This is a genomic window from Acrocarpospora sp. B8E8, assembly GCF_039871605.1.
In the GTDB taxonomy this organism is placed as follows: Bacteria; Actinomycetota; Actinomycetes; order Streptosporangiales; family Streptosporangiaceae; genus Acrocarpospora; species Acrocarpospora macrocephala.
Window position 1 is genome coordinate 100,745 of record NZ_JBDPLV010000006.1, and the last position, 25,979, is coordinate 126,723.

General features: G+C 70.4%; 28 protein-coding genes. 15 read left to right on the forward strand and 13 right to left on the reverse strand.

The features are described 5' to 3' along the window. The first annotated feature begins 338 nt into the window (after positions 1–338). Genes ABGB08_RS07930 through ABGB08_RS07945 form a run of 4 tightly spaced genes read left to right on the forward strand, consistent with a single transcriptional unit; the run spans position 339 to position 7,466 of the window. The gene (locus ABGB08_RS07930) at positions 339–3,047 is read left to right on the forward strand and encodes a hypothetical protein (RefSeq protein WP_347587850.1); all 2,709 of its coding nucleotides are present in this window, start codon (positions 339–341) and stop codon (positions 3,045–3,047) included. Further along, entirely contained in the window at positions 3,044–4,609 is a 1,566-nt protein-coding gene (locus ABGB08_RS07935; RefSeq protein ID WP_347587852.1) for a sortase, read from the forward strand. Before ABGB08_RS07930 ends, ABGB08_RS07935 begins: the two co-directional genes overlap by 4 nt. Positions 4,610–4,620: 11 nt before the next feature. Then, positions 4,621–6,825 (forward strand): hypothetical protein, encoded by a 2,205-nt coding sequence (locus ABGB08_RS07940; RefSeq protein WP_347587854.1) that lies wholly within the window; start codon positions 4,621–4,623, stop codon positions 6,823–6,825. A 2-nt stretch (positions 6,826–6,827) separates the two neighbouring features. Continuing rightward, the gene (locus tag ABGB08_RS07945; protein ID WP_347587856.1) at positions 6,828–7,466 is read left to right on the forward strand and encodes an acyltransferase; all 639 of its coding nucleotides are present in this window, start codon (positions 6,828–6,830) and stop codon (positions 7,464–7,466) included. Here ABGB08_RS07945 and ABGB08_RS07950 read toward each other — a convergent pair. Together ABGB08_RS07950 and ABGB08_RS07955 are read right to left on the reverse strand one after the other, a co-directional pair. Beyond that, positions 7,408–8,274: a sulfotransferase gene (locus ABGB08_RS07950; RefSeq protein ID WP_347587858.1), complete on the reverse strand. Its 867-nt coding sequence runs from the start codon at positions 8,272–8,274 to the stop codon at positions 7,408–7,410. The genes ABGB08_RS07945 and ABGB08_RS07950 overlap by 59 nt on opposite strands. Positions 8,275–8,364: 90 nt before the next feature. Further along, on the reverse strand, positions 8,365–9,552 hold the full coding sequence (locus tag ABGB08_RS07955) for a substrate-binding domain-containing protein (protein ID WP_347587860.1): 1,188 nt from the start codon (positions 9,550–9,552) through the stop codon (positions 8,365–8,367). Positions 9,553–9,769: 217 nt separating this feature from the next. Between ABGB08_RS07955 and ABGB08_RS07960 the strand changes: the two genes are divergently transcribed. Then, a complete protein-coding gene (locus tag ABGB08_RS07960; protein ID WP_347587862.1) occupies positions 9,770–10,159 on the forward strand; it encodes a hypothetical protein in 390 nt (129 codons plus the stop codon). Here the strand turns inward: ABGB08_RS07960 and ABGB08_RS07965 are convergent. The 6 genes from ABGB08_RS07965 to ABGB08_RS07990 are packed head-to-tail and all read right to left on the reverse strand — an operon-like array spanning position 10,156 to position 17,077. After that, positions 10,156–10,827: a class I SAM-dependent methyltransferase gene (locus tag ABGB08_RS07965; protein ID WP_347587864.1), complete on the reverse strand. Its 672-nt coding sequence runs from the start codon at positions 10,825–10,827 to the stop codon at positions 10,156–10,158. The two genes, ABGB08_RS07960 and ABGB08_RS07965, sit on opposite strands and share 4 nt — an antisense overlap. After that, positions 10,824–12,065 (reverse strand): glycosyltransferase, encoded by a 1,242-nt coding sequence (locus ABGB08_RS07970; RefSeq protein WP_347587866.1) that lies wholly within the window; start codon positions 12,063–12,065, stop codon positions 10,824–10,826. Before ABGB08_RS07970 ends, ABGB08_RS07965 begins: the two co-directional genes overlap by 4 nt. Next, positions 12,062–13,540: an O-antigen ligase family protein gene (locus tag ABGB08_RS07975; RefSeq protein ID WP_347587868.1), complete on the reverse strand. Its 1,479-nt coding sequence runs from the start codon at positions 13,538–13,540 to the stop codon at positions 12,062–12,064. The genes ABGB08_RS07970 and ABGB08_RS07975 overlap by 4 nt, the downstream gene beginning before the upstream one ends. Next, a complete protein-coding gene (locus tag ABGB08_RS07980; RefSeq protein ID WP_347587870.1) occupies positions 13,537–14,958 on the reverse strand; it encodes a hypothetical protein in 1,422 nt (473 codons plus the stop codon). The genes ABGB08_RS07975 and ABGB08_RS07980 overlap by 4 nt, the downstream gene beginning before the upstream one ends. Next, the gene (locus ABGB08_RS07985) at positions 14,955–15,887 is read right to left on the reverse strand and encodes a sulfotransferase (protein ID WP_347587872.1); all 933 of its coding nucleotides are present in this window, start codon (positions 15,885–15,887) and stop codon (positions 14,955–14,957) included. Before ABGB08_RS07985 ends, ABGB08_RS07980 begins: the two co-directional genes overlap by 4 nt. Then, on the reverse strand, positions 15,878–17,077 hold the full coding sequence (locus ABGB08_RS07990) for an Ig-like domain-containing protein (protein ID WP_347587874.1): 1,200 nt from the start codon (positions 17,075–17,077) through the stop codon (positions 15,878–15,880). Before ABGB08_RS07990 ends, ABGB08_RS07985 begins: the two co-directional genes overlap by 10 nt. A 332-nt stretch (positions 17,078–17,409) precedes the next feature. Between ABGB08_RS07990 and ABGB08_RS07995 the strand changes: the two genes are divergently transcribed. After that, positions 17,410–18,576 (forward strand): glycosyltransferase family 4 protein, encoded by a 1,167-nt coding sequence (locus ABGB08_RS07995; protein WP_347587876.1) that lies wholly within the window; start codon positions 17,410–17,412, stop codon positions 18,574–18,576. On the opposite strand, the gene ABGB08_RS08000 is transcribed toward ABGB08_RS07995, so the two are convergent. Both ABGB08_RS08000 and ABGB08_RS08005 read right to left on the reverse strand, forming a co-directional pair. Further along, positions 18,559–18,735: a hypothetical protein gene (locus ABGB08_RS08000; RefSeq protein ID WP_155352381.1), complete on the reverse strand. Its 177-nt coding sequence runs from the start codon at positions 18,733–18,735 to the stop codon at positions 18,559–18,561. The two genes, ABGB08_RS07995 and ABGB08_RS08000, sit on opposite strands and share 18 nt — an antisense overlap. A gap of 96 nt (positions 18,736–18,831) precedes the next feature. Continuing rightward, positions 18,832–19,506 (reverse strand): class E sortase, encoded by a 675-nt coding sequence (locus tag ABGB08_RS08005; protein ID WP_347587879.1) that lies wholly within the window; start codon positions 19,504–19,506, stop codon positions 18,832–18,834. A 180-nt stretch (positions 19,507–19,686) separates the two neighbouring features. On the opposite strand from ABGB08_RS08005, the gene ABGB08_RS08010 reads away from it, so the two are divergent. From ABGB08_RS08010 to ABGB08_RS08020, 3 genes are all read left to right on the forward strand, one after another. Continuing rightward, entirely contained in the window at positions 19,687–20,145 is a 459-nt protein-coding gene (locus ABGB08_RS08010; protein ID WP_347587881.1) for a hypothetical protein, read from the forward strand. A 132-nt stretch (positions 20,146–20,277) separates the two neighbouring features. Further along, positions 20,278–20,517 carry a hypothetical protein gene (locus ABGB08_RS08015; protein WP_347587883.1) on the forward strand — a complete coding sequence of 80 codons (240 nt, stop codon included), beginning with the start codon at positions 20,278–20,280 and terminating at the stop codon, positions 20,515–20,517. Between the two features lie 165 nt (positions 20,518–20,682). After that, positions 20,683–20,970, forward strand: coding sequence for a hypothetical protein (locus ABGB08_RS08020; protein WP_347587885.1), 288 nt, complete (start codon positions 20,683–20,685; stop codon positions 20,968–20,970). Between the two features lie 36 nt (positions 20,971–21,006). Here the strand turns inward: ABGB08_RS08020 and ABGB08_RS08025 are convergent, their stop codons facing one another. Together ABGB08_RS08025 and ABGB08_RS08030 are read right to left on the reverse strand one after the other, a co-directional pair. Next, a complete protein-coding gene (locus tag ABGB08_RS08025; RefSeq protein ID WP_347587887.1) occupies positions 21,007–21,897 on the reverse strand; it encodes a class F sortase in 891 nt (296 codons plus the stop codon). Next, positions 21,894–22,715 carry a hypothetical protein gene (locus ABGB08_RS08030; protein ID WP_347587889.1) on the reverse strand — a complete coding sequence of 274 codons (822 nt, stop codon included), beginning with the start codon at positions 22,713–22,715 and terminating at the stop codon, positions 21,894–21,896. Before ABGB08_RS08030 ends, ABGB08_RS08025 begins: the two co-directional genes overlap by 4 nt. 220 nt (positions 22,716–22,935) lie before the next feature. On the opposite strand from ABGB08_RS08030, the gene nfi reads away from it, so the two are divergent. Both nfi and ABGB08_RS08040 read left to right on the forward strand, forming a co-directional pair. Beyond that, complete coding sequence (nfi, locus tag ABGB08_RS08035) at positions 22,936–23,634, forward strand: deoxyribonuclease V (RefSeq protein ID WP_347587891.1); 699 nt, start codon at positions 22,936–22,938, stop codon at positions 23,632–23,634. Between the two features lie 162 nt (positions 23,635–23,796). Then, positions 23,797–23,985, forward strand: a complete 189-nt coding sequence (locus ABGB08_RS08040) for a hypothetical protein (protein ID WP_347587893.1) — start codon at positions 23,797–23,799, stop codon at positions 23,983–23,985. Positions 23,986–24,146: 161 nt separating this feature from the next. Here the strand turns inward: ABGB08_RS08040 and ABGB08_RS08045 are convergent, their stop codons facing one another. Continuing rightward, positions 24,147–24,554 (reverse strand): hypothetical protein, encoded by a 408-nt coding sequence (locus ABGB08_RS08045; RefSeq protein ID WP_347588101.1) that lies wholly within the window; start codon positions 24,552–24,554, stop codon positions 24,147–24,149. Between ABGB08_RS08045 and ABGB08_RS08050 the strand changes: the two genes are divergently transcribed. The 4 genes from ABGB08_RS08050 to ABGB08_RS08065 all read left to right on the forward strand — a co-directional run bounded on the left by ABGB08_RS08050 (position 24,472) and on the right by ABGB08_RS08065 (position 25,979). Further along, positions 24,472–24,708: a hypothetical protein gene (locus ABGB08_RS08050; protein ID WP_347587895.1), complete on the forward strand. Its 237-nt coding sequence runs from the start codon at positions 24,472–24,474 to the stop codon at positions 24,706–24,708. The two genes, ABGB08_RS08045 and ABGB08_RS08050, sit on opposite strands and share 83 nt — an antisense overlap. Beyond that, on the forward strand, positions 24,644–24,871 hold the full coding sequence (locus tag ABGB08_RS08055) for a substrate-binding domain-containing protein (RefSeq protein ID WP_347587897.1): 228 nt from the start codon (positions 24,644–24,646) through the stop codon (positions 24,869–24,871). Before ABGB08_RS08050 ends, ABGB08_RS08055 begins: the two co-directional genes overlap by 65 nt. Before the next feature lie 176 nt (positions 24,872–25,047). Continuing rightward, the gene (locus ABGB08_RS08060; protein WP_347587899.1) at positions 25,048–25,698 is read left to right on the forward strand and encodes a sigma-70 family RNA polymerase sigma factor; all 651 of its coding nucleotides are present in this window, start codon (positions 25,048–25,050) and stop codon (positions 25,696–25,698) included. A gap of 41 nt (positions 25,699–25,739) precedes the next feature. Further along, the gene (locus ABGB08_RS08065) at positions 25,740–25,979 is read left to right on the forward strand and encodes an anti-sigma factor (protein WP_347587901.1); all 240 of its coding nucleotides are present in this window, start codon (positions 25,740–25,742) and stop codon (positions 25,977–25,979) included.

The following is a 25,979-nucleotide window of genomic DNA, read 5'->3' on the forward strand; positions in this document are numbered from 1 at the left end:
TGCTCCTATTGCTGAGGCTCATCGCTGAGGCTCTTGGTGCTGAGCGCTCCCCTTCGCGGGCATATGTCAGACCGAAGTGTCGCCATGCCGACCTGTCCGCATCACCAATCCCGGGTTAACGAGAACCGGCGCGACAATTGCCAGTCGCGGCGAATCGCGAGGTCAGGTGAATTCCGCCGGGCCTCCCGTGTCCACGGCACGACGTGCCAGTGAACACTCATGTCCGCCCCCCGATGCCATTGCCGGACGGGCACCCGAACGCTTTCCTTTTGGGGGATTACTGCCATTTGCAAGTGGAGAGCACTGTGTTGCGAGCGTCACGCAGGACCATAGCCGCCATGGGGGCGATCGCGATCGCCGCGGCCCTGCTGACTTTTCCCGTTCCGGGACCGACAAGCGCCTCGGCCGCGGCCGAACTTCCGACGGTGGAAGTCTGGACCGCCGCGACCGGCGGCACCCGCGTCGACGGCCCCGACGTCGTGGACCTCGACCCCGGCCAGACGGTGACGGTCCGGTGGCGCAACTTCGCCCCGAACTCCCCGGTCTCCCTCACCCAGTGCATCAACCCGTCCCGGATGTACTTCAGCATCGCCGGCCAGCTCCCGATCTGGGACGACCGCAAGGGCTGCGCCCACCAGACCCGCGTGCGCGGCGTGACCGGCCCCGACGGCGCCGGCTCCGCCTCCTTCCCCGTCCAGGTCGGCATCATCGACCCCAGCGTGATCTCCGAGTGGGAGAACGGCGGCCGCGCCGCCAACCTGCCGTTCCCGTGCAACGGCCAGAACAAGACCAGGCCGCAGGAGCTGACCTGCACGATCGTGGTCAGCGAGTGCGAGTGGAGCCAGCCGCTTGACCTGGTCCCCGACACCGCCCCGCCGACCGCCCGAACCCGCGCCACCGCGCCGGGCGACCCGGCCGGTACGGCTGTCGCCGCGATCAGCGGCCTCCTCCGCTTCAAGAACGACGCCGCCGGCACGCCCGTCACCACCCACATCCCACCGCTGGAACCCCCGCCGGTGCCGGAGCCGAGCATCCCGCCCCTCCCCGACCCGCCCACCACCCCCCGCCTCGGCGACCCGGTGAGCATGTCGGGGAGCAGCAACATCGCGGCGGTCATGGAGTCCTGGACCGAGGGCGCGCTCCAGCTCCCCCAGCACGTGGACGTCTCGGTCACCCGCTCCACCTCGGAACTGGGCGCGACCAGCCTCAAGGCCGGGTTCGACAGCGCGTTCGCGCGCGGCGCCGACTTCACCGTCACCAGCGTGCCGTTCGACGCGCTCGACACCCCGGACAGCGACGCGCTGACCGGCAAGGTGACCTACGCCCCGATCTCCCTCACCGCGCTCGCCATCGCCAACAGCGCCGAGTACGCCGGAGCGATCGTCCGCGACGCCCGCCTGGACGCCGACACGGTGGCCCGCATGCTCAACGGCGACTCCGGCGAAACCGGCACGCACGTGCCCACCTGGGGTTCGCTCGGCGGAGCCACCCTCCCGACCCTGCTCTCCACCCACAACCGCGGCTGCGAACTCCCGCCCAAGAAGACCGTCAACCGGGGCGTGCGGCTCGGCGCGTCCGGCCAGAGCCGGCTGCTGTCCCAGTGGATGGCCGCCAACCTCACCACCGACCAGTACGGCAAGCTTTTCGAAACCCCGCCGGGCAGCACCCGCCTGGTGCCGCTCTACCCGGGCTACAGCGGCTACATCTTCGGCTGGGAGGCCAGCGAGCGCATCGCCAGCCGGTACGGCACGGTCAAGGACGACGACCCCAACGCCCCGCGCGTACGCGGCGAGACCGGCGGGCTGGGTTACGTCGACGTCACCGAGGTGGGCGCGCTGGCCAAGCGGGGGTTCGCGCTGGGCATGTCGCCGCTGCGCAACGCGGCGGGGAAATACGTGCCGCCGAACGCGACCTCGATCCTCGCCGGGTTCGACCTGATGACGGAGAACGCGGACGGCACCAGAATCCCTCATTTCGACAACACCGGTGCCGCGGGCGCGTACCCGATGCCGATGATTCACTACCTGGCGGTCCCGGCGAACGGGAGCGACGGCAGCAACCCGCTCCCCGAGGGCAAACGTCGGGCCGTCGCCGGACTCATCCGGTATGTGGTGAGCGACGTGGCCCAGGCGAAGGTGGTCGAACTGGGCGGGACCAAGCTGCCCGACAAGCTCAGGGAACAGGCGATCGCCATCGCCGAGGACCTGGAATCGGCCACCAACGCGACCCCCTCACCGTCGCCCACGCCGACCACGTCCAGCACCCCGATGCCCCCGGCCGACGACGATGACGACACCCAGGACGACGGAGACGACAACGGCGGCGGCAACGGCGGCGGCAACCAGAACTTCACCGACACCGGCGAACGGCAGGCTCCCGATGACAACGCCGACATCCTCGACGGCCCCCAGCCGACGGTGACCGCGCGCGTCACCGTGACCCCGAGCCCGACCGCGCGGCCCTCCTCCTCCAACCGTGGCTCGCAGGACAACTCCTCCGGCTCCGGTGGCGGTGGCGGCTCCAGCGGCGGTGGCGGCGGTAGTGGAGGCGGCAGTGGTGGAGGCGGCAGTGGTGGAGGCGGCAGTGGTGGAGGCGGCGGCAACGGTGGTGGTGGCGGTGGTGCGGGCGATGATGATCCGGTCGTCGAAACGCCCGGTGACGTCCCGGCCAACCCCACTCCCAGCGACCCTGGCGTGAGTGGCGGCCAGCCCTCGGAGTCTCCTTCCGAAGCGCCGGTCAACCTCATCGAGGACGAAGGCTCGGTGCGCGCGGGCACGATCCCGGCGGGCGCGGCCATCATCCCGCTGGGCGTGCTGCTGGTGCTCGGCCTGATCGGAATCATGATCGGCGGATCATGGCATGGCTACCGGTACTGGCAGCTGCTCCAGGCCCGCCGCCAGCCCCAGCCCCAAACGGGGCCGCAGGCGCGGCGCCGACCGCACTTCCAGCCCGCGCCGCAGCCGCAGGCGCAGCCCCAGCGGGCCCCGACCCAGGACCAGACCCAGGACCAGACCCAGGCTCCGGGTGGGACAGGCACTCCGGCATGACCGCGAACGATCCTTCGCTGGCGGTCGCCGTCGAGACGGCGGCTCGCACGATCGAACGCCTGGAGGCCAGTGTCGCGCGCGCGGCGTCCGGTGTGGCTCCGCACGAGCACGCGAACGCGCTGGTGATCGCGGGTTCGGCGTCGGTACTGCTGGGTCAGCTGGAACTCGCCACGCCCCGGGACGACGAGGCGCTGCGCGAGCACACGAGGGGCCTCCGCGCCCGCTACGACGGTGCGCTGCTCCGCCTGGGCGGCACCGCCCCCGCCTCCCCGTTTCCGCCGATGACCACGGCGTCCTGGATCCAGGTCGCGCCGGGCCAGTTCGTGATGGCTCCCCCGCAACCGTTCATGCCGTACACGATGACCCAGCCGATGATGGCTCCACCGATGATGCCCCAGCCCGGCATGACCCAGCCGATGACGGCACCACCCGCGTGGACGCCACCCGACTCGACCCAGCAGATGGCGGCACCGCCCGCGATGGCGCCACCCCCGATGGCACCGCCGGGAATGGCCTGGCCTGGAATGGCTCCCTCGGGAATGGCTCCGCCGATGATGGGGCCGCCGATGATGGGCCCGCCCGGGATGGGGCCAGGGATGATGGGGCCGCCCGGGATGGGGCCGCCGATGATGGCGCCGCCTGGGATGTTTCCGCCCGCGAAGAAACGGCGTACCTTCTCCGAGACCATCGGCGGCCTCCCCGACGAGATCAAACGCATGGGCAGGGCCGCGATCACCGCGATCACCATCATGGGCGTGCTGCTGCTCGCCTTCTCCTGGTACGCCTCCTGGTTCGGCCACCTGATGTACGAGCGCAACCAGCGCATCATGCTCGACGAGCTCAACGAGGACTTCACCGCCGCCGCCACGATCGCCGCCGCCCCCCAGGCCACCGACAAGGACCTCACGGCCATCCCCGACCGCGGCAAGCCCATCGCCCTCCTGGAGATCGAGAAGATCGGCCTGAAGGAAGTCGTCGTCCAGGGCACCGGCACCGCCGAGCTGCGCGCGGCGGTGGGCCACTACCGGCCGGCTCCGATGCCGGGCCAGTCGGGCAACGCCGTACTGGCCGGGCACCGGAACCTCTACGGCAGCCCGTTCAGCCGGCTGGGCGAGGTCGCCCCGGGGGACAAGGTCGTGGCGACCACCCAGGAAGGGCGGTTCACCTTCACCGTCGAGCTGGTCGAGGAGGCCGGGACCGGACATGACGACTTTCTCGGCCAGGAGACCTTCGTCAACCGGCTGACGCTGCTCACCACCGCGGCGAACGGCGGGGACGGCCGGTTGGCCGTGGTGTCCCGGCTGGACGGCCAGCCCGCCTCGCTCAAGACCGTGGACCCCTCGCAACCCAAGGAGGACGAGCTCGGGCTCGGGCGGGACACCACCGCCTGGTGGCCCGCGCTCGGCTGGGGGGTGGCGTTGTTCGCGCTGCTAGCGGGAACGATCCAGCTCTATCGCCGGTGGCGGCGGTACTCCGCCTACCTGATCACGACCCCGCCGCTGCTGGCCGCCGGACTGCTCTGGTTCGAGGCGCTGGCCCGGCTGATCCCCTCGACGTACTGAGACGCCCGGATATGGCGAAAAATGGGCTGAAGTCGCTGGCAGGGTTCGCCGACCAGGCCGTCGCGAGCGCCACCAACGTCGCGCTGACCGTGGTGGTGGCGCGCGAGGTGGATCCGTGGACGCTGGGGGCGTTCGCGGTGGCGTACACGCTGTATCTGGTCGCGGTGGGGTTCTCGCGGGCGGTGGCCAGCGAGCCGCTGCTGGTCAGGTTCAGCCACGTGCCCGCCGACCGGCACCGGGAGGGCGCGCGGGGGTCCACCGGGGTGGCGATCATCATCGGCGTGGTCGGCGGGCTGGGCATGGTGGCCGTGGCACTCCCGGTCGGCGGCGCGATCGCGGACGCGGTGGTGCCGCTTGGGTTGTTCCTGCCCGCGCTGCTGTTGAAGGACGCCTGGCGGTTCGTGTTCCTCGCGGCGGGACGGCCAGGGCAGGCGATCGTCAACGACCTGGTGTGGGCGGCCGCGCAGGTGGTGTGCGTGGGCGGGGTGATGGTCTCCGGCGAGCCGAGCGTCGGGTGGTTCGTGGCCGCCTGGGGGGCGTCGGCGGTGGTGGCGTGCGTGGCGGGAGCCGTACAGGCCGGACTGGCGCCGTCGCCGTGGCGGGCCGGGCGGTGGCTGCGGGAGCACCGGGACCTGCTGCCCAGTTACACGGTCGACTTCGTGGCCCGGGCGGGCGGGCGGAACCTGACCCTGCTGGCGGTCGGCTGGGTGGGCGGGCTGCCCGCGCTGGCCGCGATCCGGGCGGCCGAGGTGCTCTTCGGCGGGCTGAACGTGGTGCTGCAGGCCGGATACCTGGTCGCGATCCCGCAGGCGGTCGGCGCGTTCCGCAAGTCGACGGCGGCGCTGCGGCGGGCGGTGTTCGCCCAGTCCGCGCTGCTGGTGCTGCTCTCCCTCGTCTACTCCGCGGTCATCCTGCTCATCCCGGACGCCTGGGGCCGCGCCCTGGTCGGGCAGACCTGGTCCATCGCCGAGGAGGTGCTGCTCGCGCAGGCGCTGCTCTACACCGGCATCGCCGCGATCACCGGGCCGGTGGTCGGCCTGCGCGCGCTCGGCGACGCCCGGCGCAGCGCCGGCGTGCGGCTGCTGCTGGTGCCGCTCTACATCGTTTCCAGCGTGGCGGGGGCCTCCCTGGCGGGGGCGGCGGGCGCCGTCCTCGGCCTGGGCCTCGCCCACCTCGCCGGGCTGATCCTGTGGATCGCCCAGTTCCGGACCCTGCTCCACATCCCACCCTCTCTCCAAGGAACCCCCATGGAACTCAACGAGTACGGCCGGCGGCATCGCGGGATCCTCACGCCGCTCCTCCTGGTGCCGCTGGTCGCGGCGGGCGCCGGTCTGGGCTGGGCGGCCATCCAGCCGGCCACCTACCGGCATGTCACCGAGCTGCAGATCCCCGCGCCCTCCGACACGGCCAGCGCGGCCACCGCCGAGCAGAGCGTGGCCACCTTCCGCAGCCTGATCAGCTCGCCGTCGGTGGTCAACGCGGTCGCCCGGGACACCGGCGTGGACGTGGCCCTCATCCGCGCCGGTCTCACCACCGAGCGGCCGTCGGAGGACAAGGAGCGCGGCAACGTGGTCCAGGTCGTGTTCACCGGCGACGACCCGAAGACCGCCCCGAAGGTGACCAGCGTGGCCGCGATCACCGCCGCCAACGAGCTGCTCGGCCCCAACATCGAGCGGGCCCGCAGCAACGTGGAGGGCGCGCAGGCCGCCGCCGACGAGCGGGCCAAGGCGGTCTCGGACGCGATGGCCACCAACGGCCTGGTGCCCGACCGCTACCGGGTGCTGCTCGGCGAGATCACCCGGCTGAAGACCGAGCTGATCGCCCCGTCCGGCAACCGCAGGCGCGGCGTGATCGCCCGGGCGCTGCGCGAGCGGGAGGCCGAGCAGAAGTCCATCGCCGGGCAGGTCGTGCCCTTCATGATGCTGCAGAACCGGGCCGACCAGGCGAACCGCTCGCTCATCGACACCACCACCAAGCTCCGCGAGGTGGAGGCGCGGCTGGCCCAGGCGCGCGCCTCGATCGTGCCGCTGACCAACGAGGCCGAGGCGATCGCGAAGTCCCCGATCATGATCCGCGCCGCCGCCATGGGCGCGGGCATCGGGGTGCTGCTGGCCATCGTCGCCCTCGGCCTGCGCGAGCTGCTGCGGCCGACGCGCCGGGGCCGGGACGAGCTGGTGCCCACGACGCCCGCCCACCAGCTGCCCGAGCGGGTCTGACCATGTATCTGGCGCTGGTGCGGGGCTGGTACCGGACCTGGCGTCTGGCCGGCATCGGCTGCTGGACGCTGCTGTTCCGGGTGCGGTACGCGCCGTTCGTGCGCATGCATCCGACCAGCAGCGTCTGGGGTCCGGTCAAGCTGCGGCCGTTCTGGTTCAAGGACGGCCGCACGCGCACCGACATGCTCAGGGTCGAGCTCGGCCCGCGCGCCCACCTGGAGGGGTCGGTGATCGTCCAGGGGGGCGGGCGGTTCGTGCTGGGCGCGAACTCCTTCGTGGGAAGCCTGTCGGTGATCGGCGTCAACGACTCCGTGGTGGTGGGCGCGAACGTGATGATCGCGCAGGCGGTGTCCATCCGGGACACCGACCACCGGGCCGCGGACGCGGGCGCGCCCATGATCGGGCAGGGCATCGAGACGGCGGGGGTCGTCATCGAGGACGACGTGTGGATCGGCCACGGGGCGGTCGTGCTGCGCGGGGTGCGGGTCGGGCGGGGGGCGATCGTCGCCGCGGGGGCGGTGGTGACCCGGGACGTGCCGCCGGACACCGTGGTGGGCGGGGTGCCCGCGAAGGTGCTGCGGGTCAGAGCGGGTAGCCCCGCGCTTCCAGATGCGTACGGAGCGAGCCGGTCAGCCGGCTGAGCTGGGCCGCGGTGAGGTCACGCTGGTAGGCGGCCGCGCGGGAACCGGTGAAGGCGTGGCGGGCGAAGCCGCGCTCGAAGGCGGGCGTCCAGGGCAGGCCGAGGAAGTCGAGCATGACCTCGAAGTGCTTCCTGGGGTTGTCGAGCACGTCCTCGTACCGGATTTCCAGCCAGTCGCCCGATCTGGCCTGGTCGTAGGCGTCCATGAGGAGCTTCCAGGCCAGCCCGGCCAGCAGGACCTGCGAGCGTCCTGAGGTCTCCCACTCCTGGGCGTACGCGGCGGGCAGCGGGCCGAAGTGCCAGCCGGACGGGCCGAGATGGCCGCGCCACCAGGGCATCTGGAGGAAGGAGTTGGCGACGGCCCGGCCGTCCCTGACGACGTGCACGACCTTCGCGGCGGGGAAGACCTCGCGCAGCAGCCTGGTGCGCGGCCAGCCGGTGAACTTGTGCAGGTAGTGCGGGCTGCCCTCGGCTTCGGCGCGGTTGTCGAAGAACGCGCGGAGACGCGCGGCCAGCCACGGGGTGACATCGTCGCCACGCAGGTCACGCTCCGGGTCCACGAGCAGCGGACTGACCTCCCTGGCCAGCGCCCGGTATCCCTCGGAGGGGGCGAAGCGGGGCCGCCCCTTGGCGTTGAGCCAGGGTGGCGTCCTGCGGTAGATCAGGCCGCTGCGGCGGCGGATCGCGGCGGGGCAGCGGGCGTATTTGTCGTCCAGGTTGGAGATGAAGCCGACGTCGGGATGCCTGGCCAGCACCTCGTGCACCAGGGTGGAGCCGCACCGGCCGGTTCCCACCACGAAGCTCAGCATCCGAGGACCCTCCTGAACAAATGGGGCAGCCGGACCCGGCGAGCCCGCCGGGTCCGGCTTGGGGGATTGGCTTAGTCGAAGCTCACGAACTTAGTTGAAGTTCACGAAGTTGCACTTGTTGCCGGTCGCGTTGACCTTCACGAAGCCCGCGTCCGTGATGACCTTGTCGATCGCGAGACCCCAGTTGCGGTCGACGTTGGCGTTGGCGATACCGGGGTTGGTGTCGCCGACCTTCTTGCTGTGCGTGGCGTTCGGCTTGCAGATCCAGCCGTTCTCGCCGATGTAGCCCTCGATCCAGCCGGGGCCGCCGCGACGGTAGACGTTGTACAGCGTGCGGTTGTACTGGTAGGTGCTGTTCTGGATGGTGGCCGGCGTGGCGGCGATGCCGCCGACGCTGATCAGGTCCGTGTCGGCGTCGGTGCAGTTGGCGACACCGGTGCTGTACTTGCCGAACGAGGCCCACCAGATGGAGGCGCCCTTCTGGGCAGCGGTCAGGTTGTTGATCTCGGTGCAGTCGTTCTCGAAGAAGACGCCGCCGCCGGTGGGCGCGACACAGACGTTCGGGTCGCCGCCGAGGAACGAGTTGAAGGTGGCGTACGTGCCGGAGCTGGTCTGCACACCGTGCACGATGATCTGAGTACCGGCGGTGCCGCCGAAGTCGCCCCAGTCCTCCGCGCAACCGTCACCCGACACGTCCCGGAAGATCTCCTGGAGCTGCGCGTGGGTCAGGTTGGTCACCGGGCCGGAAGCGCCGCCCAGCCACTTGGGGATGGCGATGGCGTCCTTGGCCCAGCCGACGTAACGGAGCTGGTCACCGGCGTTGCAGGTGGAGGGGATGCTGCTGACCGAGGAGGAGGAACGCGCGTAGCTCACCGGCGAGACGCCGGCCAGGCCGTCGTTCTGCTGGCAGAGCTGGCGCAGCCCGGCCGAGGACCCCTGCGGGTACTGGCTCAGGCCCACCTCGTGGTCGTAGTTCTCGGTCAGCACGGTGGTGGGCAGGTCGGCCAGGCAGGTGTACTGCGGCACGTTGGGGGGCAGCACGAGCTCACAACCGGGCGAGGCGTTGAACGCCGCGTCCATGGCCTGCATGGCGAAGTACGTGGTGTCGGAACCGCTGCCCCGGATGACGCTGTTCATCTTGCCGTCAGCGAAGTCGGGAAGCGCCCAGGCCGGCGTGGCGAGCGCCGTCACGGTGACCGCGGCCACGGCGACGGCACCCATGCGCCGCGCCAGGCGGCGCAGCCGCCCTGGGGTAGCTGACTGGATTTCGGTGGACATGGAACCCTCTATCCTCTCGGGCCTTACTGACACGGGCGATATTGCCAGTGATCCGCCCGCCGCCAACAAACCCAGAACGACGGAAAGGGAAACGAATACCCCGCTTTCAGGCGACATTTCGGGACAACGGGCTGGTTGTTTATCTTCCTCATCCGTTTACCCTTATGGCATTTCACGTCGGCCCTGCATGCATGTGAGGTGCGGACACTGCCATGCCATGAGAAAGCTCTGGGTCATCGGTACGGCTCTCGCCGTCGCGACCGCCTGCTCCGCCACGCCCGCGCCCGGCGCCACGACCACGGTCGCCCCGACCCCCGACCCCGCGAACACCGCCGCCGCCTTCGGCCACGAGGTGCGGATAACCAGCACCGGAGCGGTGCCGAAGTTGCTCGTGTCCGGTGTCGGCGAGGAGGTCGCGTGGCGGAACGACTCCGGTGCCGAGGTGACCGTACGGCTGATCGACGGCACTCCGCCGTCGGGCACGCTGAAACCCGGCGACGTATTCAGCCACACGTTCGCGACCGCCGGGACTTTCGCCTACATGCTGGGCACGGAAAAGGACCCCGCCGGTGCCGTCGAGGTTCTTCCGCACGAGCCGGCGAGTTAATCGCGCACGGCGATGAGTGATTTCCGGAGGCCGAAGAGGCGCTCGGAGAGATGCTCGGAGCCGGGAAAGTAATAACGCATCAGGGTGCCGGTCATCAGCTCGATCTCCAGCACCTTCGGCAGCGCCTCCGCCCGGGTCCTCGGCCGCACTCCCCACGACAGCGGCCACCGGGCGGCGACCGCGGTCTGAACGGGAACCGGCAGGAACTGGAACATCGGGAACAGCCAGTGCGGTTCCAGCGGGAAGTACTGGTACGGCGCCTGCACCCAGTGCCGCTCCGACAGCCCGTGCACGCTGGCGGCGAACCTGCGGCGCATCTCGTGGCCGCCCACGTGCTCGATCACCGAGTTGGAGAAGACCAGGTCGAACCGGCGGCTGGCCACGTTCGACGGCAGGTCGCAGGCGTCGCCCAGCTGGACGGTGATCCAGTCGGGCGCCTCGTCCACCGGCGGTTCGAGGTTGAGCAGGTGCACGTGGGCCGGTCGGGCGGGGGCCCGGGTCCAGGTCCGTACCGAACCGCCGAGGTCGATCACCTCCATGTCGGGCAGGTCGGGGAAACGTTCGAGCAGCAGGTGGAAGCGGCGGGTGCGCAACTTGGTGTTGACCGAGTCGGGACGGCCGATGAAACGCTGCCGGATCCGTCGCCCGAGATCCTGATCGGTGGTCATTTCGCCTTCCTGGTCATGCGGGCCGCCTCGGCGTAGAACTCGCGGAGGCGGTTGGTGTGGCCTTCCGGCCCGAACCTGCGGATGGCCAGGGCGCGCGCGGATTGGCCCATCGCGAGCGCGCCCATCGGGTCGCGGATCAGGGCCAGCGCGGCGGAGGCCAGTTCCATCGGCACGTCGGCGGCGATCAGGCGGCCGGTCGCGCCGTCGGTGACCAGTTCGGGGATGCCGCCCATGGCAGTGCCGATCACCGGGACCCCGCAGGAGAACGCCTCCAGGATCGTCATCGGCTGGTTCTCGTACCAGCGCGACGGCATCACCAGCGCGGTCGCCGAGCGCATCAGATCCACCACCTCCTCGCGGGGCAGCCGCCCGAGGAAGGTGACCCGGCCGGGGGCGACCTGCTCGGCCAGGGTTTCCAGCGCCGCCCGTTCGGGACCGTCCCCGGCGATGACCAGGCGGCCCTGCGCGCCGAGCAGGCCGACCGCGCGGATCGCCGTGTCCACGCCCTTCCCCTGGTGCAGGCGCCCGACGAAGACGAGCGGCCCGCCCGGCTCGGTTTTGGCCGGGATCGAGGTGGGGTCGCCGAAGTTGTCCAGCACCTGGAGCCGGTCGGGGTAGATCCCGGCCCTGGTCAGCTGGCCGGCCAGGAACTTGCTGGGGCTGATGAAGACGTTGACCGAGTCGTACGCGCCGAGCCTGCGGTGCAGCCAGGTCTCGGTGGCGACGGCGAGGCTGGCGGCCAGCGAGTTGTCCTTGCAGCGGCGGCGGATGGGCTCGCCGAGGCCGCCGTCCACGCAGGCGGTGCAGATCTGGCCGTGGTCGAGGAAGGAGTAGGACGGGCAGGCCAGCTTGTAGTCGTGCAGCGTCATGACCATCGGCACCCCGGCGTCGCGGAGCGCGGCCACCACCGAGGGCGAGAGCTGGTGGTAGATGTTGTGCAGGTGGGCGACATCCGGCTGGAACTCCTGGATCAGCCGGGCCATGCCCCGCCGCGCGCTGGTCGACCACATCATGCGCCCGACCCCGCGAACCTGGGAGATCGGCCCCCGCGACCCTGGCGTCATGTCTATATATTTCGGGAAATGCTGGTCGTAGCCGGTGGGCAGGTTCTCGGGATGGGACATGCCGAAGAACGCCACCTGGTCGCCCCGCCTGGCCTGCAGCTCGGCCAGATCCAGCATGTACGACTCCGCCCCGCCCCGGCGGTACAGGAACTTGTTGACATGCAGGATCTTCATCTGGCCGACTCCGCTCCGAGCCGCGGGGCGACGGTGCCAAGGCGCAGGGCGATCCCGGCGAACACCGCGAAGTACCACATGACCACGACGGACGTCATCGCGTTGTCGGAGATCGCGGAGACCAGCAGCGCGGCCACGCACCCGGCGAACGCCACCGCGCACCCCCGCTCAAGACCGCGGCCAGGACCGGTGTTCCGCAGCGCGAGATAGGCGGTGATCACCAGCGCGGCCAGCAGCCCCAGGTAGGTGACCAGGCCGAGCAGCCCGCTCTCCACCAGGGCCCGCAGGTAGTCGTTGTGCACTTCCTTGTAGATGAGCAGCCGCGTCGTGCCGAGCCCGGTGCCGGTGACCGGATTGAGCCCGAGCAGGTCCAGCGCCTGGCTCCAGTGGTCGAACCGCCAGACCAGCGAGTTGGCCTCGAGCCCGCCCTCGGTCCGCGTCTCGGCGAGGTCGGCGAACCGGTCCACCACGGCGGGCACCGCGATCACGATCGCCACCACCAGCGCGCCGAGCCCGATCAGCAGCCGCCGGTTCTGCAGCAGCCCGACCACCACCAGACCGGCCAGTCCCGCGATCATGGCCCCGCGCGCGCCGCTGCCCAGCAGCGCGATCCCGGTCAGCGCGAGCACGGCGCCGATCCCGATCTTCGCGCGGTTCCCGACGTGCGGGAAGAGCGCGACCCCGGCGACGATCAGCACGTGGCAGAACATGCCGAGCGCGTTGGGATGCCAGAAGGTGCCGTGCGGCCGGAGCGAGCCGTTCAGTTCCACCAAACCGTCGCCGGTCAGCAGCTGCTGGACGGTGACCAGGGACGGCAGCACGGCGGCGGCGAAGACGGCGATCATCAGCTGGGGTATCCGGGCTGGATCCTGGGCGACCAGCCGCTCCACCACGAAGATCATGACGAGCACGGCGCCGATCCGGACCACCTCCCCGGCGCTGGTGCCGAAATACAGCGACCCCACCATGCTCAGCACGCAGGCCACCAGGAAGAGCATGGCCGCCACCGGCAGGAACCGCCGGGGCGCGCCTTCGGCAGAGCCACTCTGCGCGCCTTCGGCAGAGCCACTCTGCGCGCCTTCGCCAGAGCCACTCTGCGCGCCTTCGGCACGGCGGCCCTGCGCGACCAGCCAGGCCAGCCCGGCGACGATGAACAGCGCGCCCAGAATCGAGGAGGGGTCGAGCCAGCTGGCCGCCGTCTCGCCGCCGCCCGACGGGCTGATGGATCCGGCCAGCTTGGTGGCGTCAAGGCTGGCCCGCACCCCGAGCACGATCAGGACGAAGACAAAGAACCTGGTCAGCGCGATGACGCCGAGGGCGAGGCTGAGCGCGACGGCGACCGGGATGACCACGGTCCCCCGCGGCGAGTCCAGGGCGAACGCGATCCCGCTGTAGGCGGCCAGCACCGCCGCCACGGCGAAGGCGGCGATCCAGACGGCGCCCTCGCGTGCGGGTCGGGCCAGGGTGTGACTCATGGGGACTCCAGCCACCGCTTGGCGCGGTTGAACGGGGTGGACAGGGTGACGAGCAGCGGTTCCGGGCCCACTTGGAGCGGTCCCGATCCCCAGATCCTGGGCTCCCCCGAGGGCAGGGCGACGACTTCGGCCGCGCCCACCGGCTCGCCGAACGCGAGCGGCACCACGGCGCCGTCGGCGCTCCAGACGACGAAAACGGTGCGGCTGCCCAGGTCGACCGCGCCGCCGGTCACTCCCGGCTTGCCGAGCGGCTGCCACTGGCCCGCGGCCGTGTGCTGCCTGAGCTGGTCGAACACGGTTTTGGCCGGGCGTGGCCTGTCGTCGGCGCCGTACAGGCCGCGCCAGGTCTCGTTGGCGGCGATCGCGCCGGGGCGGTAGTAGAGCGGCAGGTAGACGACCCTGCGCACCCCGGCCGCCAGCAGGGTGACGACCAGCTTGGCCGTCTCCGTGCCGTGCGCGTTCTCGTCGTAGTCCGGGCCCGGCCAGAAGGTGCCGACCTCCCAGGCCTCCACCGTGGTGGTGGCGGGCAGGTTGCGTTTGACGTACTCGAGGATCTCCGGCAGCAGCGCCCACGGGTCGTAGTAGTGCAGCTGGTAGACGTCGAAGACGCCGTTCTCGTCGAGGTCGCGCACGGCCTGGTGGGCGGCGACGGCGCGCTGCCCGGCCGGGGTGTCGAAGGCGGCGCGCAGGGCGGGGGTGTCGGCGGCCGGGGGGAACCGTCCGGCGCCCCGCCTGGCGTAGTAGGCGGCGTAGATCCGGAGCGCGTCGTCGGGGCGGGTACGGAGGTCGTAGTCGTGCGCCACCGCGATGCCGTAGCTGGAGCTGGACAGGCCGGGGTCGGCGACGATCGCGGTGGGATCCGCGCGCCTTACGGCCTCCGCGCCCGCGCGGCCGACCGGGCCGTAGGTGGCCGGGTCGGCCGCCCAGAAGTTCTCGGCGTCGATCTCGTTCTCGATCGCGTACTGGTGCACGCCCATGGCGGCATAGCGCCGGACCAGATCCTCGACGAACGCCTGGTAGGCGGAAATGTCGGCGGGTGGGCGGGATGCGGCGGCGCGCGGCTTCGGATCGGCGGGATCGCCGGTGGCCCAGCAGGTGCCGATCCTGATCCTGAGCATCACGTGGTAGCGGACCCCGAGCAGGCCGGTGACCACGCGATCGTCCAGCGACCATTCCCTGGCGCCCTGCTCCGGTTCGACCGCGCACCAGACGATGTCGTGGAACGTCGCGCCGCCCGCGTACGCGCCGATGTCGGCGTCGTATTCGGGCGGGTGCTGGTAGCCGTCCCATTTGAGGCCGAACGGGCTGCTCGCGGCGTCGGCCGGCGCGGTGGGCACCGGGCGGGGTGGTTCCTGCGGCGCCGAGCAGGCCGTCACCAGCAGCAGGGCGAGCGCGATCGCGGCGAGCGCGCGGTTCACCGGGTCCTCCCGTAGCCGTAGCGGTCGCGGAGCGGATAAGTGGCGCATTCCACCAGCACCCGCTTGGCCGGGGGCAGCGCGCGGGACCATTCGGTGTCCAGGCGGAGCTCGATCTCGCCCGAATGGTGGCGGCCGACGTTGCCGGCCACGGTGTGGGTGGGGCTCATCTTGACCGTCGACTCGCCGATCAGCGGCAGGTCGGGGTCGGTGATCCCGGCCAGCCCGGCGGCGGCGCGCAGCCAGCGGGCCGGGTCCTGGATGAGGTCCTCGTAGCGGACCAGCAGGTAGCGGCCGGGTTCGCCGGCCCAGCTGCCCATGGCCGCCAGGTTGCCCAGATTCCACATGGCCGCCGTGGTCAGCACCGGGCGGGTGCGCATGGTGTCGGCGCCGGTGCCCGCCTTGCGGCGCAGCCAGGACCAGGCCACGGCTCTCGGGTCGCGGACGAGGTGGATCACGCGGAGCTGGACGCCGGGGAGGTCGTCGAGGAGCCTGCCGTACGCGACGGGTTTGGTGGAGTCGACGACGACGCGGCGGCCGGAGACGGACGCGGCGGCGCGGATGAGCCGGGCGAGGATCGCCCGGTATTCGGAGGGTTCCTCCTGAAGGCGGCCGCGTAACCAGAGGGAGGCCACGTCGCGGCCCCGGGAGGTGGCGCGGTGGAAGCGCGCCAGGCGCTCCACCTCCTCCTCGCCGGGGCCCTCTGGGCCGAAGACCTCCTGGAGGATCCGCCGCCAGACCGGGCAGGTCCTGACCTGGGCGCCGCAGCCGCACCTGCCGTCCTGGCGCAGGCCGCGGTCCCACAGGTAGCCGAGCTCGCCGACGTCGAAGCAGTCGCCGAGCTGGCCGAGCAGGCTCCCGAACAGGGTGCTGCCGCTGCGCCCGGCTCCGGCGATGTGCAGGACGATGACCGGATCAGGGGTTACGCGCACACCCACTGCCACCTCGATCGGTGGAAGACCCAATCGCACTTCGGCTTGGGTTTGTACGTCTGGGTGGGCTTCGGGGTGGGCTTCGGAGTCGGCCGCTTCGTCGGCGTCGGGCTCGGGGTCGGCCTCGGCGACGGGCTCGGGCTCGGGGGCGCCACGGCGGTGATCAGCCGGTACGGCTTGTCCTGGTCGACCAGCCCGACCCGGTCGATCGCGGCGATCTGCACCACGAAAGCGCCCAAGGCGGGCGGGCGGAACGCGTACGACCAGGAGGTGGTCGGAGAGCCGGAGCGGTCCACCGGAATCTGCACCCGGGCGAAGGCGCCCCAGGATCCGTCCGGCCGCAGCCATGAGCGGGTGGCCTGGTCCTGGATGGCCAGCCAGAGGCCGGTCACGCCGTAGTCGTCGGTGGCGCTGCCGCTGATGGTGACCGGCGTGTTCAGCGGTGTGCTCGCGCCGATCTCGGCGGGGGCGGCGATCACGGTGTCCGGCGGGGTGTTGTCGACGTTGATCCGCCGGAACGGGATGGACGCGTCGGGGTTGCCCGCCTTGTCCAGCACCACGACCTGCAGCGAGAACTGGCCGGCGCGCGGCGGCGTCCAGGTGAACTGCCAGTTGGCGGTCTTCTCGCCGGTCGAGGTGAGCAGGGTCGGGTAGCGGTGGTAGTCACCGAAGGTCCCGTCCGGCTGGTACCACTGGCCGGTGGTGCGGTCGCTCACCGCGAAGCCGACATCGCCGATCTTCCGGTCGTCGGAGGCCCAGCCGGTGAAGGTGAGCGGGCGGACGCCGTACACCTCGTCGTTGATGGGCGGCTGGGTGAAGTCGGCGTCGGGGGCGACGTTGTCGACCGTGAACGAGCGCCAGGTGGAGGTGATCGCGCCGTCCGCGTCCTTGGCGAAGACGGTCACGCCGTACTCGCCCGCGGCCAGGGCCGTCCAGTCGTAAGCCCAGGTCGCGGAGGTACCTGGGGTGATCGTCACCGGGATCCGGGCGAACGCGCCCCAGGTGCCGTCCGGGCGCCACCACAGCAGGGTGGATCGGTCCTGGATGCCGAGCCAGAGCTCGGTGACGCCGACGTCGTCGGTGGCCGTGCCGCGCAGCGCGATCGGGCCGGGTTTCACGGAGGCTCCCGTGACCGGCTCGCTCATCACCACGGCCGGGGCCGCCGCGATGGCGGGCTGAGGCAAAAGCACCGACGCGAGCAGGAGCCCGGTGGCAACAAGAGGGGTTGTCGTGGACGGTTTCATCAGACCCCCGCCAGGTCATGAAAAATATTGGCATATCCGATTGGTGAGATATTTATACCGGCGGATTACCTTATGAATCAGTGTGCTTAGCCCCAACGTGGTCGTGCCCGAGGATGAATTCCAGGTAAACGAATGGGTGTCCGGCCAGGGAGCGGGACGAAGAGGCCAACCGGTGGTTAAGAGTGCGGGAATACGCCCGCCACCCCTTTTCGCCCGGACGGCTATTCCTTAGCGTCCAGCCCGAGAAGCGCGTTATTTGCGTTGTTATAGGGGCGTCCATGCGTGCCGTAAAGATCTCCACCTCAACGACCACTGCCGAGCGCCAGGGACGTGCGCTCCGCATCGCCATGATCGGCCAGCGCGGCCTGCCCGCCACCTACGGCGGGATTGAACACCATGTCGCCCAGCTCGGCCGGCGGCTCGCGGCCCGCGGCCACGAAGTCACCGTGTTCTGCCGTACCAACTACACCCCCGACCGAGACGACCGGCACGACCGGATCGACGGCATCCGCCTGCGCCACCTGCCCACCCTGGGCACCAAGCACATGGACGCCCTCACCCACAGCCTCACCTCCACCCTGGCCGCCGCGGGACGCCACGACATCGTGCACTACCACGCCCTCGGGCCTGGCCTGTTCGCGCCGGTTCCGCGCTATCTGACCGGATCGAGGGTGGTGCAGACGATCCACGGCTGGGACGACCTGCGGGCGAAGTGGGGCGGGCTGGCGCAGCGGGTCCTGCGGGCCGGACGCTGGATGAGCCAGCGGGTGCCCAATGCCGTGATCGGCGTGTCCCGGGAGATCACCGACGAGTACGGAGAGTCGGCGACCTACATCTCCAACGGTGTCGAACGCCCGCCGGACGGCATCAGCCCGGAACCCGTGCTGGCCCGCGGTTTGCGGCCTGGTGGCTACGTGCTGTTCGTCGGCCGTCTGGTTCCGGAGAAGGCCGTCGACCTGCTGCTCCGCACGTTCAGCCAGCTGCCGGACGATGTTCAGCTCGCCGTCGCCGGTGGTTCCGCGTACACCGACGACTACGTCACCGGCCTGCGCGAGCTCGCCGCCCGCGACCCGCGCATCCACCTGCTCGGCTACGTGTACGGCGACGACCTGGCCGCCCTCTACCATCACGCCGCCGTCTACGTGCAGCCTTCGCACCTGGAGGGTCTGCCGCTGGCGCTGCTGGAGGCCGCCTCGCACGGGCTTCCCCTGATCGCCAGCGGTCTCGGCTGCCATCGCGAGATCATCGCCACGGAGGGGCCCGGCGGACGGATCTTCCGTCCTGGCGACCCGGCCGGGCTGAAGGAGGCGCTCGGGCACGTGCTCGCCGAGCGGGACCGCGAACGCGCCGCCGCGCTGGCCCGCCGCGAGGACACCCTCCGGCGTTACTCGTGGGACCGGGCTACCGACCTGACCGAGGAGCTCTACCTACGGCTGGCCCGCTGACGGTTCGACGGTCACCTCGTCCAGGCCGAGCAGCAAGTCGACCAGCGGGAAGACCACATACCAGAGCAAGCTCCCGGCGGCGGCGACCAGCAGGACCGCACACACGGTCTTGACATACCGTCCGCCGGGCAGCTTGCCCCATATCCAGGGATAAATCACTTCTTCTCCTGCCTTCCGCGCTGGTGGCCGGTTCCACCTGCCCATCGCGCTGGTGACTTCTCCTCAGCCACGTTTCCTGCCCCCCGCGCTGGTGGGTCACTTTCGCTTTTCCAGCTCGGGCGGCCGTCCGGCCGACTTCGCCTGGGAGCGGGTGAGTTCGGCGAAGACCACCAGGCGTTGCCAGTTCTGGAATTTCGGGTTGCAGGTGGTCAGGGTGAGCATCGCCCGTTCGGGGGGGACGCCTGGGTGGTCGGGTGTGGGGGCGACGACCTCGACCGAGGTGGGGAGTACCTCCTGGTGGCCGGTGACGCTATAGATGAACCAGGCGTTCCTGGTCTCGGCGATGATCGTGTCGCCTTCGCGGAGCCGGTCGATGTCCCAGAAGACCGAGGGGATGCGATGGCCGGCCACGGCCATGTTGCCGATCTCGCCCGGGCGGGCGGTATTCGGGTAATGGCCGGGGCCTTTGCGCAGGTCGGCTTGGGTCACCCCTTCGACGACGGCCCATCTCATGTCCAGCTTCGGGATGTGCAGGCGGGCCAGCGGCTGGCCTGGGGCCGGGGCCGCCCCCGCGTTCGCGGTCGCCCAGGTCCGGTTGAGGCGGTCGTCGATCAGGTGCTGTTCCGCTTCGATTCGCCAGGCTTTGCCGTACACGGCGTAGGCGGCGAAGAGCAGGGCGATCACGCCGAGCGTGACCATGAGCTCGCCGGCTCCCCTGGCGAGCCGCCGCGAGGGCGGCTCCCAGAGGTCGTCGTCTTGCTGGTACGGCAAGGCTGCCTGGCCGGTGACCAAGGTCAGAGCTCGCCCGTGACGTAGCCGCCGCGCCTGGCCGCCCGGAGGGTGAACGCGCCGCCCATGACCAGGAAGGCGCCCAGCATGGTCAGGGGGGCGACGAAGCCGTCGCCGGTCTTGGGCAGCTCTTCGTCGTCGCCTCCGCCGGGGACGGGGGCGGTGACCGTTTCGGAAATGGTGGTCGTCGATCTCGGGGTACGGCTGGTCGAGGAGGTGGGGGTGGAGGTGTTGCTGCTGGAGCGGGAGGGGGAGGCGGAGGCCGAGCGTGACGGGGAGGGGGACACGCAGGGAGAGGCGCTGGGGGATGGGCTGGCGCTCGTGCTCGGGCTCGAACTGGCCGAGGCGCTCGGGCTCGAGCTGGCGGAAGCGCTCGCGCTGGCACTCGGTGAGGCGCTCGCCGACGCGCTCGCTGAGGCGCTGGCCGACGGGCTGGCGGACGCCGACGCGCTGGCGGAGGTGCTGGCCGAGGCGGAGGCGCTGGCGGAGGCGCTCGCCGAGGTTGTCGGGCAGGGGCGCAGTGACGAGGTGGTCGACGCGCTTGGGCTCGCGCTGCCGGAAGGGCTGGTGGAAGCGCTGGGCGACGGTGACGGGGTGCCCGACTCGGTGAGCAGGAGCTGAGCGTTCGGCTGGACGACCTGGCTGAGCGTCAGCAGGACGGAGGCCGACGCGGGGGCGTCCTGGGCGAACAACCGCGCGGCCGCCGGGCCGCTTGGCGAAGGACTGGCGTCTGGGCTCGCGGAAGGTGTGCCGGTGCTACTCGGCGTGGGCCCTGGGGTGGAGCCGGATTTCGCGGACGAACCAGAGGTGGAGGTAGCGCTTGGTGACGGGGTGGCCGCCGCGGCTGTGCCGGTCCAGGCCACGGTCGATCCGCTGAGGTTTGGGGTGCCGATGTCCAGGCGTACCACATCGGTGATGGCGGGAGGACTGGCCAGCAGCGATGGGGACGGGCTGGGAGTCGGGTCGGCGAGTGATGGGCTCGGTGTCGAGTGAGGGGTCGCGTGGGGTGTCGGGCTGGGGTCCACGGGTGTGGTCACGCGCTCGGCGCGTACTACGGCGGCTGGGCCGTCGATTCGCAGATGGGGACGGCTGATCACCACCGTGCGCGTGCCGGCGACGATCCGCACGGATCCCTCGTAGTCCACCTCGGCGTCGCCGGTGGCCGGATCGAACGCGCCGCTCGCCGCGTGGAAACGTACCCCGCCCTCAGGCGTCAACTCCGCGCCGCCGTCGACCAGGACCCGCTCCGTGTCCGCGTCGGCGATGGCCGCCAAGCCGATCGTCAGCGTGCCCGCGGTCACGTCCCGGGCGGTCACCGCGTTCGGCGGAGTCGCCGCGAGCGCGCCCACGGCGAGTGCCGCGCCGAGCCATATCTGCGCGAATCCCAGGGTCGCAAGCCGTTTATGCCGCACCCTCATCATCAAAAACCACACCCAAAATGACTAATTTACTGGAGACCCTGCTCGCGATCAATTTGCAATGTTAAGTAGATGTCGCTGAGGTAAGCGTGGCGTAGACAATGAGGTTGTCGGTGTAACTGTGCGTTTTCCTGTTGTACACCCCGCCACAGGTGATGAGGCGAAGCGCGGGATGGGCGGTGTTGCCGTACACGCGCTCGGTCGGAAATCGCGTTTTGGAGACCTGCTCGACGCCGTCCACGGTGAATGTGACCACCGAACCGTCCGCCCGCCCGATTTTGACGACGTGCCCGCGCGCGAGTTCGCGCAGCCGCTGGAAGACCGCGGGGCCGCCCCGGACGTTGACGTGGCCCACGATGACGGCCGGCCCCTGTTCGCCGGGTGTCGGGCCGTATTTGAACCAGCCGGCCAGATTGCGGGCCGACAACGGCGGCACCTCGATCTCCCGCCGTTCGGTGACCCCGACCGCGCGTAGCGGCGCGTCCACCTTGATCCCCGGGATGACCAGCCTGGTCGGGTTCGCCTTCGCGACCGGCTGGGCGGGCTGCCCGGCCGGTTCCGGGGGCGGCGCGTCGGCGACGGCCGCGGTGAGCACGGCACCCGGCCCGCCCGGTCCCACTTCGTTCGGAAAGGTCAGCACTCCGGCGGGTCCGGGTGGATTCACCACTCCCAGGGACTCCCGGACCGCCGAGTCACTGGGTTCCGACGCCACCAGCACGACCCCGACCAGCGCGGTGACGACCGCCGCCACGGTTCCCAGCACCAGGACCAGGCGCACCGGTCCCAGCAGCCCTGGCTCCGGCTCGGTGGCGCTCCGCCTGAACCGCGCGAACCATCCGCCCGGCCGCGGATCGCTCCCCTGCTCGTCCCACCCGGTCGACCGCTGATCGATCCCCGGCTCAACCCTTTGTCCGTGCTCGCCTGGTTCGTGTGGCTGCTCGTCGATGGTGTTCATGCTCGCCTCCAGATCAGGCGGCCGATGAGTGCCGCGCCCGCGCTGCCAAAAACGATCAAGAAGAGGCCGAGGAGGGCGCGCCCTCCGATGGAGCTTTCCGCGCCGGTCGCGGCGCCGCCGAGCGGGGTGAGCAGCACCTGCGGCGAGGGTGAGGCGGTCATGGACACGGTCACCGTGGTCGTCGGCGTCGGGCTCGGCGTGGCCGACGGCGAGGGGCTCGCGGACGAGCTCGGCGTGGCGCTCGGGCTAGGTGTCGCGGACGGGCTCGGCGAGGGGGACGGCGAAGGGCTCGTCGCGGCGGCGACCAGGAGCTGTGTCCCCGCGGTGACCTCGGTGACACAGGTGGTCTTGCCCGCGCCCGGGACCTCGAGCTGGAAGTCGCCCGGCATGAGCGTCACGCTCGACCCCGCCGGGAGGTCGCCCGGGATCGTCATATGTCCCGTCATGGGTGGTACGGCGATTGGTTGCCCTGGATCCACCGACGTCAGCAGGGGCGATCGTCCCGTCATCGGGGCGAGTTCGCCCTGGATCGCGCCGTTCAGCCGGAGCCTGCCGTACGAGCCGATTTCGGTGCCCTGCGCGGCGGTCTTGTCTCCCGCGTTGGCCAGCCCGCCGCCCAGCGACCACACCACGGTGACCGTGGCCCCCGGCGGCGCCGTCTTGGGCGCCTCCAGGGTGACGTCGAGCTCCGCGGCCTTCCCGCCACACGTGTAGGGCACGGTGACTATCCGGGTCTCGGCTGCCGCGACATCCTGGAAGGAGAGAACTCCAGCCACCATCAACAGGATGACGCCGACGCCGGGCCAGGCCTTGAGCACGATCGTACGGCCTTTCAGGAGGGTTCCCCGCCGGAGGGAAGGCGAGGCAGCAGCGAAAGGCTGACGACCTTGGGTTACGCGCTAGCGGTTTCCGAGCGAAATATTGGTGTGGCCCGTGTGAAAGGAGGTCAGGGGCGGTGAACCCGCACATACTCCAAGATGGACTGCACATGACAGGCAGCCAGCGCCCACAAAATATCACCACATAACGGACAAAATCATGGCTTTGAAGGCTCTCGAAGGTGCTTGGCTTTCACGCCGCGCGAACCCTTGGCCGACCACGGCCACCGAAGCGGAGGCCGTGCAGGAACAGCTGCGCCCGCTCGTGGATCTCACCGACCCCGGCCCGCCCACCGTCGACTTCATCGCCGGTCTGGACGTCGGGTACGCCCCTGACAGCGACGAGGTAACCGGCGCCGTCGTCGTCCTCGACAACACCCTGCGGATCGTGGACCAAGCAACATCCCGCGAAAAAGCGAAATTTCCGTACATACCGGGACTGTTTGCGTTCCGCGAACTCCCGCCCCTGCTGACCGCCCTCGACCGCCTCACCATCACCCCCGACCTGCTGATCTGCGACGGCTACGGCCTGGCCCACCCCCGCCGCTTCGGCCTGGCCTGCCACCTGGGCGTCCTCACCGGCCTCCCCACGATCGGCGTCGCCAAGACCGCCTTCGTCGGCACCCACGCCGACCCCGCCCCCACCCGCGGCAGCTGGACCCCGATCACCCTCGACCACGACACGGTCGGCCGCGCCCTCCGCACCCGCGACCACGTCAAACCCGTCTACGTCTCCCAAGGCCACCGCATCAGCCTCGACAACGCCTGCGCCCACGTCCTCCGCACAACCCCGGCCTACCGCCTCCCCGAACCGATCCGCCTAGCCGACCGCCTCTCCCGCACCAACCCGCCCGCCTGACCGCCCCTCCCGCGCGGCCCGCCGCCTGCGGTTTGAGGCCGTACGCCTGGCAGCAGGCTCCGATCCGCTTCCCCGGTCTCCGCTGCGGCCAATTTGATCATCTCGCCCAGGCGTTTGCCTTTGTGTAGGGCGACAAATTGATCCAGCACCACCCGCGCGCTGGTGTTCCGCACCTTGGCCGTCGCCGTCATCTTGATCGTCACCGGCCGGGGCCCGCAGTTGAACCTGATCACCCCGCCCTTGGCGACAGCCGCGACGACCGCCCTCGACGTGCAACTGCCCGGACTGCCATTCCCCACCATCCGATCCGGCCGCGAGGTGTTCACCGCCCGCGCCTCCGCCGGCACATAAGCCCCGCCACCCGGATTCCCCGGCCCAGCGACGGCCCCAGCCGAAACCCCCGGCACCAGCACAGCGGCAATCACCACAACAAGAACAAACAAGAACAACAGTCAGCCCTCGGCACACGCGCCGGATGCTACCGCGACCGGAATAACCACCCCGAAGCTTCCCTAAACCCACCAAACATCACAGTAGCCCGGCAGATTACTACCGGGAGATGGTGAGCAGACCTCGCCGAACAGTAAATGAGGTGAGGCGCTCACCGGGCGGCGGAGGCCGACTGACCTGCCGGGAAATCGGGGTACCGCGCCGCCGATGAGGACACCCGACCCGCGATCGGTCAGATATCTGGAACGTCCAGGAACCCTGAAAATCGACCGTCTGGATGGAATCCTTGACACATTCGGGTAATTGATGCCATCGGTGATGCCCAACGCATCTGAGGCGATCTGCGCCAGTTTCTTCAGGACATAGGAGGAACAGCGAAACCCGTTCGTGGTCTTCGATTCCACCATTGAACTGCCGGACGGGGTCCCTTTTGTCGGCGCAACCAATTGGGCGGGCGGCAGGTCGGCCACCCGCCACCTGCTTGAACTGGGACACCGCCGCATCGCGATGATCGCAGGCCCGGACCGGATCCTGTGCTGCCGCGCTAGGCTGGACGGCATTGCGGATCCCGGCAGACCTGAGCGTGGTCGGCTTCGACGACCTGCCTGTCGCCGCCTTCGTTGATCCCCCGCTGACCAGCGTCCATCAGCCGCTCACCGAGATGGCCGCTGCGGCGACCGAACTGGCGCGCGCCCTGGGGCGAGGTGAGGTGACGCCGCAGGTCGGTCTCGAACTGGCCACCACCCTCACGGTCCGGGAGAGCACCTCCCGGCCGGCGAATCAGTAAGAGGCCGGGCCGGGGCGGCCGGTTTCACCCACGGTGGCACGGGGCACGGAACCCAGCGCGCGGGCCGCCCGCGGATCCGGCAAGATGTAATGAGTGTGACCAAGAACGACTCCGGTGGAAGCGGTGGACGGCCGGATGTGATGATGTCCCCAACGCTCGACCGGGAGGAAGCGATCGTGGGGTCTCTCGTGGGCGGCATGCTGCCCCCGGACGATGTCGTCGTCTCGGCCCTGCGGGCGGGCGATGAGGCGATGTTCGCGACACTGCTGGACACCTGGTCGCGAGGGATGCTGCGGGTGGCCAGGTCGTACGTCTCCACCGACGACTCGGCGGAAGAGGTGGTGCAGGACACCTGGCTGGCGGTGATCGGGGCGATCGACGGCTTCGAGGGCCGCTCGTCGGTCAAGACGTGGGTCTACCGCATCCTCGTCAACACGGCCAAGAAGCGGAGCGTGCGCGAGAGCCGTACACTGCCGTGGAGCGCCTTGGAAAGGGACGCCAGCCCTACCGTCGGCCCCTCGCGGTTCCACGGTGAGGACGCCGCCCGGCCGGGAAGCTGGAAGGAGTCACCTGCGGCCTGGCCGACGCCGGAGAACCAGGCGCTCGCCGCGGAGGTTCGCGGCCTGATCGGTGCGGCCCTGGCCGGGCTGCCGCCACGGCAGCGGATCGTGATCACACTGCGTGACGTGGAGGGATGTACCTCCGAAGAGGTCTGCGAGATCCTGGAGATCTCCGCCGCCAACCAGCGAGTCCTGCTGCACCGCGGCAGGGCGGCGGTCCGTGGGCGGCTGGAGGACTACTTCCAGTCGGTCAAGCAGTCAGAATAGGCGAAACGGTTATGCCACCGAGGGTAAAGGCGGTCACCGTCGTGAAGCGGTTCACGTGCGACGAGCTGGCGGAACTCATCACCGCCTACCTCGACGACGCCCTCGACGACTCCTCCCGCGCCGCGGCCGAGGCCCATCTGGCCTGCTGCGGTGACTGCGGAAACTACCTCGACCAGTTCCGCACGACCATCCGGGCCCTCGGCGACCAGCCTCCGGAGAAGCTGCCGTCCGGCGCGCGTGAGCGACTGATGTCCGCCTTCAGAGGTCGCCGCCGTTCCTGA